Source organism: Methanospirillum sp. (genome assembly GCF_035560735.1).
Lineage (GTDB): Archaea > Halobacteriota > Methanomicrobia > Methanomicrobiales > Methanospirillaceae > Methanospirillum.
The window spans coordinates 1-10,933 of the sequence record NZ_DATMYY010000115.1; the positions used below are offsets into that span (position 1 = coordinate 1).

Below are 10,933 nucleotides of genomic sequence, written 5' to 3' on the forward strand. Positions count from 1 at the left end.
ACATCATCCAAAATCTGAAAAATATGCTGAATAGATTGCGATTACTGCCATAATTGTTGAGTTAATCATTGGATTGAAAATATTCTATTCACGCACTCCTGCTTGTTTTCAAGATCCCAAATATTACCTCTCATAGTAGCGGGATACACGTAATCACCACTTGTATCCCATCCGTTTGGCTGGTACGTTTCAGAATAAAGAACCTGGCCTGAAGCATCCCAAACAAGAACGATGTAAGAACCTGGGTTCCAGGACTCTTTCTTTCCAGACATCTTCAATTCTGCATTCCATCTAGTATTCCCAGGGCCAAAGGGAACATAAGGATGGATCAATATGTGATCAGGGCAGTTTGGATATTGGATATACGACTGAGTTTTATCTGGGTTGAATCTGACAAGTTTTACAAACGGTGCATCATTGAGTGTTTCAGAGAGATACTGAAGAACAAACCTGAAGTGTTTTGCATGGTTCGTCTCTCCAAATCTACAGGCATACTCCCAGTATTGAATAGGAAATACCTCAATACCCATGCGAGATGTCTCTTCAGGTTTTGTTCCCGAGATGACAACCGGATCACCAGGGTGATGTGGCTCGATTGGATCAAGAGTGAGGGTATGGGCACTTTCTAAACCAGTGATGCAACATAAGAGAATGAGGAGAAGAAAAATCTCATGAAATCCTTTCATCTTCCCGTCAAATACCATCGGATTTGGAAAGAAGTTTCTTCTCTTAACGGTCTTTGATTGCCGGATTTAGTATCTATCAGAAGCAACTACGTTCAAAAAACAGGTTCATGAGATTTATCTATTGAGTATTGCGTTTCCAGAACCCTTCTTTCACCCGGATCTCAAACCGCACCCCCTTCCCATAAACCCCGGTCTCTCTGACAGCAATGTGAGTAATTGCCAGGATCTCCCTGGCAATAAACAGACCAAATCCGGAATTTTTCTCAAACCCTTCAATAAATATCCCTGATTTCTTTTCATCAGCGATTCCGACCCCGTCATCTTCATACACAAGTATCAGATTACTACCTGTGATTTCAAATGAGAATTGGACAGATGTTCCCCACTTTCCGTGACGCACGGTATTCTCGATTAAGGTGTAAAGCACCTTTTCGAGAAGTGGATCTGCCAGAACAAGGATATCACCAAGATCAAGGTTGAACATAAGACCTGTTCCGGGAATATTACATATTGCCTGTTCTACTGTCTCCTTGATAGAATGCCAGACCGGGGGACGGGATCCGATAGCATCATAAACCTGCGTAAACTCGATCTGGTTGCGAATGGTATCAACAACAGATTGTGACTCATTGATAATATCCCCAAAATCTGGACCTGCTTTTTCACCGGCAAGAACAAGCAATTCTGAAAGACGGGCGGTCTGACTTATTATGTCATCCCGGGTGATTGTGGTCAGCATCTTGAGCTTGATGTTTGCCTGCTCAAAAGCGTCTTTCATCTGTTGCAACTCGGCAGTTCTGATCCTGACGATCTCCTCCTGATCCCTATTAAGATTCTTCAGTTCTTCTTCACGAGAAAGGAGCAGTTTGCACATCCGGTTTATCTCACTAGCAATCCGGGAGAACTCATCAGTACCTGAATCATCTATCTTCACCGAGTAATCTCCCCCACCGATTCGGTGTAGATCATTAACAATTGTCTGAAGGCGGCAGACGATTAGGCGATCAAAAAGCCGACCAGATATGAGAAAAGCAATAATCGTCACCAGAAAAAGAATCACAAACGTATGCCAGGCAGTTTCAAACAACACCCTCCCAGGCATACTTGTGTCATAGACAACCATGCTTGTCAGGTTTCCGGTATAATCTGCTTCTTTCTCCTTCGGTCTGAAATGTGTATAGACAGTCAGGTTATTACCGGAGAGAATTCTGACCTCCCCCTGATCATAGACCTGTCTGTAGATCTCTGGATCCATCTTTTTTCCTTCATGAATCAGGGAGTACTGACTTAGAGTATTGGATGAAAAGAGATCAATCTCGAGCACAAAGGGATTCTCCTTCTGAATCCTGGGGAGGAAATCATCCATCAGGAACGAGGTAAAATTCTGCGAGCGGGTTCTGTCAAGTGCCTTTCTGAGTTGAACCGATGTTTCGATGATATAGTCGCTTCCCGGCTGGCTGTAATAGGCATACTTGGTTATTTCCCCGTTAAGTGCATTGACCGCCGCCCGATCCATCGAGATGTTCCCTGAATTCATGATATTTTTCAGGAATGATTCAAGCCCGACGGTTTTTAGATCAAATCCCTGATCCTCGGGGTATGTTGTGGAGAAAATTACACCTGACCCATTGATCAGGTAGATGTCATCAACATTATTCCGGTCTGCTATAGGTTTCAGATCCTCGGCTGTGACAAGAGATACAGGCTTGTTCAGTGAACCAATATCCCTGGAGATAGCAGGCAGTCCGCTGCTCATATCAGAGTCAATGGAAGGCTCAGCTCCTGCAAGAATAAGGAAAAACGCTTCAGTTCTATCCTGGGTCTCCTGCTGAACACTAGTGATGATACTGTCTATCAGATCGAGATTCTGCTTGTATGAGTAAACTCCTATGCCAATGCCTACTGACGCGGTTGAGATGAGTATTAAGACGAAGAGAAGAACTGATAACTTTCGCCTGATAGTTTTATCGGTCTGTTTCATGGATTGATCATACTGTAAATTCTTACTTTTAGGATCCCTAATGCGAATAGTACAAGGATAATCTGGGCAAAAAAGATAGATCTACCGAACCTGAATATGAAACGAGAATGTAATTTTGTGTTCTGAATTGGAAACAAGGTAATATCTACTGATTGAATATGTAGTTCTTTGGTTGGGTCACTACATGTATGTAATAAAAACTGAACACCATACACGGGGAGGGCAGGACGACTATCTTTGAGAGTGAGGAATATGGGGTCTGAATCCTGTATTTTCTGCACAATTGAACCAGAAGAGATGGTTCTGGAAAATTCGTGTGCCTATGCTAGGTATGACATGCACCCGGTTTCACCGGGCCATCTGTTGATCATCCCAAAGCGTCATTTCGGATCTGTATTCGAAGCAACCGAGGCAGAACTCTCAGCGCTCTGGAATCTAATCACTGTTGCAAGATTGTATCTTAATGAAGAGTATAGTCCTGACGGATACAACATCGGGATCAACGAGGGTTCTGTTGCCGGACAGACGATCATGCACCTGCATATCCATCTTATTCCCCGTTACTCCGGAGATATGAAAGACCCCAGAGGCGGAGTAAGGGGAGTGATACCTGGTAAACAGCAGTATTAGCAGACACCCGGAATTACTCTTGAAGGTAATACCATAAAGACAAACTATTACCGGTCCTTTTTGCAATCCCAGGTGTCTGCATATCATATCCCTGATTTTTATCCTCTTGAGGAGTTTTCCGGCGTTCTGGTTTGAGATCTCATAACCCACAATTCCGGTACAAAAAGGTAGTGGGGTTTGCTCAAATCCTCTCACATCCAATATTTATGTTGTGACTTCCTCCCCCGTTGTCGATAATATTCTTTCTGCCAGATATCTCCGACAAGGAGAACATACCTTCGAAGATATCTGCCGCAGGGTTGCACATGCCCTTGCTGACGATAAAGATGAACAGGACAGGTTCTTTGAAGCAATGATGTCGCTTCGGTTCCTCCCAAACTCGCCCACACTCATGAACGCCGGCACCGGGCTTGGGCAGCTTTCAGCCTGCTTTACCCTCCCGGTCCCGGACTCAATAGACGGGATATTTGAGGCCATGAAACAGGGTGCAATAATTCACAAGACTGGTGGGGGAACAGGATACAACTTTTCTCATATCAGGCCCGAAGGATCGCCGGTGCGTTCCACCGACGGGGTAGCATCAGGACCTGTTTCATTCATGCGTGTCTTTAATGCAGCAACTGATGTCATCAAGCAGGGAGGCCGCCGGAGAGGGGCCAACATGGGGATTCTCAATGTCTGGCACCCTGATATCCTCGATTTCATCACTGCCAAGAAGGAGGAAGGGGATATTGCCAACTTCAATATTTCAGTGATGGTCAACGACCGGTTCATGAATCTGGTCGAGCAGAAAGCCTTCGAGTTGGTCTGGCTTACCCACCCGCATTCAGGGAAGACAGTCACAGTTGGGGAGATCTGGAATGGAATTGTTGATGGGATCTGGAAGAACGGTGAGCCAGGAATTCTCTTCTACGATGAGATCAACAAGCGGAATCCTACACCACAACTGGGTGATATTGATACAACCAACCCATGTGGAGAACAACCACTTCTTCCATTCGAGAGTTGTGTCCTCGGCAGTATCAACCTTGATGCCTGTATCAAAGACGGCATCCTGGATGAGACACTCCTGGAAGAGACGGTCAGGATGGCGGTGAGATTCCTTGACACTGTCATCGAACGCAATATCTATCCCATCCCCCAGATTGCAGAAGCAACCCTGAAAACACGAAAGATAGGTCTTGGCGTTATGGGGGTTCACGATGCTCTGTTGAGGTTGGGCATCGCATATGATTCTCCAGAAGGAAGATCCTGGTGTGAACAGATAATGGAGAAACTCACCAGGACCGCTGTTGATGAATCTCGGATCCTGGCATCATCCCTTGGACCTTTTCCGGCATGGGATGGGAGCATCTGGAAGGAGTATCAGGTCCGCAACGCAGCGATGACCACGGTGGCGCCTACGGGAACCATCTCACTTCTGGCTGGATGTTCCAGTGGAATCGAACCAATATTCTCTTTTGCTTACACCAGAAAGAATACAGTAGGCAAGACTTTTGTTATCGTCAATCCTGTCTTCAAAGAAGCCCTTGTTCAGACTCTTTCCCATATGCACCTGACCGGAGATGAACTGATAGAGCGAACAGAGGAGGTGATCAGTCACGTCCATAAGACAGGAACCATCCAGGATCTCTCCTGGCTCCCAGGTGAATTCAGAACACTCTTCCGCACAGCTCTGGACATTTCATGGAAAGATCATATCTTGATGCAGGCCACATTCCAGAAATATGTCCACGCTTCCATCAGCAAAACAGTCAACATGCCTTCCTCTGCAACACGTGATGACTGTGAAGAAGCCCTGCTCATGGCGTGGAAACTCGACCTGAAAGGTATCACCATATACAGAACAGGAAGCAGAGAGACAGTTGTCCTAGCCCTGAGCGGTGAAACTGATAAGAGCGAGCCGGTACCCGAGCTCAAGGCTGACGATGGTCGTAACCTTCCAGAGAAGATTCCTTCACTCAATATGACACGACCAAAGGAGCTCTCTGGAAAGACCTACATTTGTCAATCCGGATGCTGCCGCCTATATGTAACTGTAAATCTTCTGGATGGAAAACCCATTGAGGTATTTATCAGAACTGTCGGAATAGGTGGGTGTGATGCAAACAGCAGTGCCCTCGGACGTGCTATCAGTACCGGTCTTCAGAGTGGTGTGCCGTACCAGAAGTTTGTAAGACAGTTCGGCAAAGTGAACTGTGTCTCTGCTATCAAAAATTCCTCATCAGAGGGAGTGTCGTGTGCAGATGTGGTAGGCCGGTGCATTGATCTCGCAGCAAAGCACCAGAGTATCACAACACTCGAAGACTGGTCGATTTTAAAAACGGAAGAGAAACGTCTCTGTCCTGAATGCCGCCAGCCTCTTGATTTCGGCGAAGGCTGCAATCAGGGGATCTGCAAGCACTGTGGCTGGTCCGGGTGCAGTTAAAGATCCTGAACATAAAAAAGGATTTATCACCATAACGGAACCCGAGATCTACATCCCAGAATAGATCTTTCTGATGAGGTGGATGAGACCTCGCCCTTTTTCTGTAATCAGGTACTGCCCTGATGATTCATCTTTTGCTGCCAGGCCTGCTTCGATCAGACGGGTGACATGAAAAAGGAGATGACCACCTTTATACCCGGTCAGCGTGCTCAGGTCAGTATAACTCATGGCACTCATGGAAAGGGCTTTGATCATACTGAAACGTGCAGGATGGGAGAGTGGTTCAATAATCGTCGCCAGTACTTCATCTTCTGGGAGATCCCTGATTAGTGCCATCTGATTACGGTTCCTGAGTGTTGATCGCACCGATGACAAATCTCCGATCGCCTGCATCAGGTGATCGCGTTCAGCAATATATATCTTGTAACAAGTAAGGCATGGTTCCCTGCCAAGTTCAGGATACTTAATCACAAGATCCTGATCCTGTTTTGCCTGGATTGCCAGGAACTCATCTGCTTCATCAGGATCCATCCGTTCGGCTGACTCACGGAGACGACTGATAAAAAAGTCGATACATGCCCCCCGGTCATACAAAGAGCAGGGATCCGGACAGACTGAATCGAATTCACGTCTGATGGTGGTAATCACAAACTGCAGAATCATATTCTGGTGGCTGGTGACAACCTGTCGTCGCATAGTTTCTATCTGTTCTTCGACAAAGAGACGTTGAAAAGACCGCAGTTCTGAAAGAATTACCTCTCCCTGCTCACGCTGGGTTGTTTTAAGATCCCGAATGTTTTTTTCGATCTCAATGATTCGCTCTTCTATCTCATCCTTCCGCATGAAGATCCCAACTATAGTAGAATTACCTTTTGCTATATCTTGATCTCTCACGTAAAATGTGTATGGAAGAACAGACGTGTCACGACAACAAGGTAGCAAGATTAGAAGACATTCGTGCTTGCTGTGGGTTTCATTGCTCCCAGTGCCCGGCATATATCGGAAACATCAGGAGTGAGGAAGACCGAAACCGGGTATCCGAAGCATGGAAGAAGATATACGGGCTTGATATTCCTGTTGAAGCGATCAAGTGCGATGGATGTCTGAAGCCGGATAGTGAAAACCCACACCGAATTGGTGGAGCCTGTGAGATGAGGACCTGTGTCCAGAGCCGGAACATTCCTCATTGTGGTTTTTGCGACGAGTTTCCGTGTGACCTCATAGAATGTCACCTGACATCAGTGGAAACAGTAGCTCCCGGATGTCGGAATACGCTTGCTCCAGATGAATTCAAAGATTTTATTGAACCATATCTGTGCAGGGAGTATCTGGAGAGAAGTAACCAGTGATACATGTCTGATTAACCTGAGTCACGTGAATCAGACCCAACCGGATCTTATACTACTGGATTGCTGGTTCATCAGAAATGAATCAGGGTTTCATACCGGTTATTAATAGAGAGGTTTTCGTGAAATAAGGATAAACCTCTCTGCCCGGTGATAATATGGATCTCCATTCAGGGCTCCAAAACCCTCTTTTTAGTTGAGTGATCTCACAGAGTATTATTTCATGAATCATGATCGGGTAGAGATCCCCCCCCCAGAAGGAATCGCCTTCAAACCATTCCCATTTCTGGCACCTCTGTGGATCCATCACAAAGCGTCCCTTGTACAGATAATTTGAAGATACCCCTTTCAAATCCGTAATTTCTTCCTCGCGATAATAATTATCGGGAAGATTATCCCCCCAACGAGGGCAAGTATTGCCACCCCTGCATAGAGCATCTGCTGCAGAGCGTAGATAAGGACCTGATCAGGCTGGGTTGTTCCCCCATGAGCGAGGGTGAACAATCCCTGCAACCCCTGGATCATTGCAAGACCAGGAACCATAGGGATTCCTGCAATCACCGAGAGGAGCACTTCAGGAACACGGGCATATCTTCCAATACCTGCAGCAATTATTGTCGCGATGCTCATGCCAAGAAAGAGTGAGAAGAAGGGATCAAACCCGAAAGAGATCCCGGTCTCCCTGATGAGTCTGGCTACTGCACTACAGATAAAACACCCAACCAGGACAGAAACCGGAGTATTAAAGAGAATTCCAAACCCACATGCTGCAATACCAGCCGCAATAGCCATGGTTGGGATGAGACTGATAACATCCACAGGAGTATGAATTTGGATGGCAGGTGTCATCATGCCAAGAGGAATGAGTAATGCTCCGGAAATAATGCAAATCTGAGTAAAGACAGAGGTGAGCCTGGCAATTCCACAACTGGTGTGATCCCTGATGATATCAAGGCCTCCATTGATAAGCATGGCTCCCGGTATCAGAAAGAGAACACATGAAATAAGAGCAACTTGAGGTGTTTGTGTTTGAGAGAACGGAGCGAGTACTGCCGCACAAAGTCCTCCTGAAAGAGCAGTCACAAGAGTTGAAAGATAAAGATTGTTCAGATCTTTTCCAAATCTTAACCTGATTGAAAGAGCAAAGATTGCCGAGAGGAAGATTACCCAGAGAGCAGGGAGATCGGCATGATTGATCCATCCGAAGGCAGCACAGGCAATCCCAGTCCCGACGATAATCACCGGAACCGGATACGCAGGGGCCATCGTTCTGACAGCAGTCAGATCATCCCTTATTGCGGAAATATTCTCGTGATAAGATGGGATTCGATGGAGAATGCCACTAATCTGATGCAAAACAGATACATTTACCCTGATCGGATCACGAAGCACATAGAGCCGGTTTTCAGTATGATCTCCATGATGGACACTCATTTCAATGACTTCATAACCGACTGATATGTGTACCTTCTCATCGCCAAGTTGCCCTGCAAGCCACCGGACAGAATCACCTACACGTTGGACAGTTGCACCGGCTTCATAGAGAATAACCGCAAGATCGAGATAGAGGTCTGCACTTTCGTACTTTTCCACCTTATCTCCCATGCAGTTCATGTGTACTTTCTGGTGATGCAGGAATATATGAGTCCTTTTAGTATCCAATGAACCAAGAGAAGTGCAACAGCCCGAAATCTATTTGAAATCATAGATTAATAACACGATTCATATGAGTCCTTTGAAAGGGAAGAAGGACAGATCTCTTGATCATGACTCAATTACCGGGGATGGTAAAGAAGGGAGTCAGCCCGTATAACCGAACGCCCCGTACCCTGGTGCTAATACTCGGGATCGCCGGGTTCATCTCTGCTGCAGATAACTGGTTTATATCACCCGCACTTCCGGCGATCGCAGCAGATCTTGGAGTCTCCATTCTTTCTACCGGACTGATCCTGACTGCATACCTTCTCCCATATGGATGTATGCAACCGGTGTTTGGTCTGATTAGTGATAGGATTGGAAAAGTCAGGGTACTTTTCTGGATCCTTGCTGGTTTTACAATAGGTTCTGGTGCATGTGCCATGGCCGGCACTCTACAGGCTCTTATCGTATGGAGGGCATTCACCGGTTTTTTTGCAGCAGGGATTATCGCTATATCACTTGCCTGCCTTGGAGATGCCATCCCCCCGGAAGAGAGACAGCATTACGTGGGAATATTCATGGGAATTGTATTTTTGGGCCAGGGTCTTAGTGTCGGCATCGGTGGACTTCTCACAGAATTTTTCTCCTGGCGGGTGCCGTTCATGCTCTTCTCTGCCATAGCCGTCTGCACGCTCATGTTTATACACCAGATTCCACAAGCCAAGCAGTCAGTATCAAACCTGACAGTACGGGAAGAACTGCATGAGATTTCTCATAACCCTTCGTCATGGATATTATTCCCTCTCGCCGGTGCATCCGGCTTTCTCCTGATTGGCATGTACAGTTATCTCGGATCCTTTCTGCACCAGATTGTAGGCCTCGGATACACGCAGATCGGAGCGATTGTAATGTTCTTCGGTTTTTCAGCTCTCATCGGAGGAATACAGGCTGGAAATATTAACAGAAGGATTGGATCACGATGGATGATAGCAGGCGGTGGATTTTTGGCATCTGGGACTCTTCTCCTGTTTGCATTGTTTTCCGGATGGCAGACAGGACTGGTAGTGTCTGCAGGTCTCGGACTTGGATACGTATGTATTCAGTCAACCATTGCAACGCTGGTCTTTGAGATCAGTCCGAGGTCAAAAGGGCTTCCTTCTGCACTGGTTGGACTCGGCCTCTTTGGAGGTGCAGGGATTGGAACTGTCTGTATGGGTACACTTATTGAAATTTTCGGGTATTGTGAATCTGCAATAATCTACGCAGCGGGTGTATCTGGAATGATACTGTTTACACTTGCAGTTCCAAACCTCAACCCATCAAGAGAGAAGGCTCCCGGAGATGGCGGGCATACAAAAAAACTACAGGAAAAACCTCCACAATAAAACAGGAGATGAGGAATATGGATATCTCAAAACTCATTGAACTTACCAGTGCTCCGGCCCTATATGAACCTGGAACCCACCAGATGTGGGATGATACCTACATCTCAAGTAAACTTCTCCAGATTCATCTGGATCAGAATACAGATGCAGCAAGCAGAAAAATTGCAACAATATCAAGGACAGTAAATTGGATAGAATCTCATCTGAACAGTCATTCAAGCATCCTGGATCTCGGATGCGGACCAGGGCTCTATGATGAACTCTTTACAGAGCATGGTCATCACGTAACAGGGATCGATTATTCTCATCGGTCGATTGAATATGCAAAATCACAGGCTCAAAAAAAAGGGCTTGATATCACATATCTTCACCAGGATTACCAGAATATGACTCTTGAAAACCGGTTTGATCTGGTTATCATGATTTACTGTGATTTTTCAGTCCTCATCCCCAAGAACCGGGATTACCTGTTACATCATATTCATACCATCCTCAACCCAGGTGGTCTGTTTATTTTTGATATTCTGAACGAACATGCTCCAGAAATCATGATTCCAGGCAAAAAGGACTGGGAGATAACTGATAGGGGATTCTGGAAGCCACACCCATATCTGGCACTTTCACAATCATTTCATTATCCTGACCAGAACGTGATCCTGGAGCAGCATATTGTCTATTCAAATCAGGAAAACCTTGAGACATATAGATTCTGGAATCATTACTACCGGACAGAAGAAATGACACCGATCCTTACAGGCGCCGGTTTTTTAGATGTTCAGACCTATAAAAACGTGCTTTCAGATGATATAACAGATCAGAACAAGTTGGTAACTTTTTAT

9 protein-coding genes are annotated in these 10,933 nt (G+C 45.9%); 5 read left to right on the forward strand and 4 right to left on the reverse strand.

Annotated elements, in window-relative coordinates; all coding sequences use genetic code 11:
* Positions 1–65: 65 nt before the first annotated feature.
* Positions 66–704: a hypothetical protein gene (locus VN429_RS03580; RefSeq protein ID WP_325629877.1), complete on the reverse strand. Its 639-nt coding sequence runs from the start codon at positions 702–704 to the stop codon at positions 66–68.
* Between the two features lie 100 nt (positions 705–804).
* On the reverse strand, positions 805–2,667 hold the full coding sequence (locus VN429_RS03585; protein ID WP_325629879.1) for a HAMP domain-containing sensor histidine kinase: 1,863 nt from the start codon (positions 2,665–2,667) through the stop codon (positions 805–807).
* Positions 2,668–2,919: 252 nt separating this feature from the next.
* On the opposite strand from VN429_RS03585, the gene VN429_RS03590 reads away from it, so the two are divergent.
* Together VN429_RS03590 and VN429_RS03595 are read left to right on the forward strand one after the other, a co-directional pair.
* Complete coding sequence (locus VN429_RS03590) at positions 2,920–3,297, forward strand: HIT family protein (RefSeq protein ID WP_325629881.1); 378 nt, start codon at positions 2,920–2,922, stop codon at positions 3,295–3,297.
* Positions 3,298–3,508: 211 nt separating this feature from the next.
* Positions 3,509–5,725, forward strand: coding sequence for an adenosylcobalamin-dependent ribonucleoside-diphosphate reductase (locus VN429_RS03595; protein ID WP_325629883.1), 2,217 nt, complete (start codon positions 3,509–3,511; stop codon positions 5,723–5,725).
* A gap of 48 nt (positions 5,726–5,773) precedes the next feature.
* Here the strand turns inward: VN429_RS03595 and VN429_RS03600 are convergent, their stop codons facing one another.
* Positions 5,774–6,568, reverse strand: coding sequence for a hypothetical protein (locus VN429_RS03600; RefSeq protein ID WP_325629885.1), 795 nt, complete (start codon positions 6,566–6,568; stop codon positions 5,774–5,776).
* A 62-nt stretch (positions 6,569–6,630) separates the two neighbouring features.
* Between VN429_RS03600 and VN429_RS03605 the strand changes: the two genes are divergently transcribed.
* Positions 6,631–7,074, forward strand: coding sequence for a DUF3795 domain-containing protein (locus tag VN429_RS03605; protein WP_325629887.1), 444 nt, complete (start codon positions 6,631–6,633; stop codon positions 7,072–7,074).
* 345 nt (positions 7,075–7,419) lie between these two features.
* On the opposite strand, the gene VN429_RS03610 is transcribed toward VN429_RS03605, so the two are convergent.
* Entirely contained in the window at positions 7,420–8,664 is a 1,245-nt protein-coding gene (locus VN429_RS03610) for a threonine/serine exporter family protein (protein WP_325629889.1), read from the reverse strand.
* 173 nt (positions 8,665–8,837) lie between these two features.
* Here VN429_RS03610 and VN429_RS03615 point away from each other — a divergent pair, with 173 nt between their 5' ends.
* The gene (locus VN429_RS03615; protein ID WP_325629891.1) at positions 8,838–10,094 is read left to right on the forward strand and encodes an MFS transporter; all 1,257 of its coding nucleotides are present in this window, start codon (positions 8,838–8,840) and stop codon (positions 10,092–10,094) included.
* Between the two features lie 17 nt (positions 10,095–10,111).
* On the forward strand, positions 10,112–10,933 hold an 822-nt coding region (locus tag VN429_RS03620; protein ID WP_325629893.1), incomplete at its 3' end, for a class I SAM-dependent methyltransferase.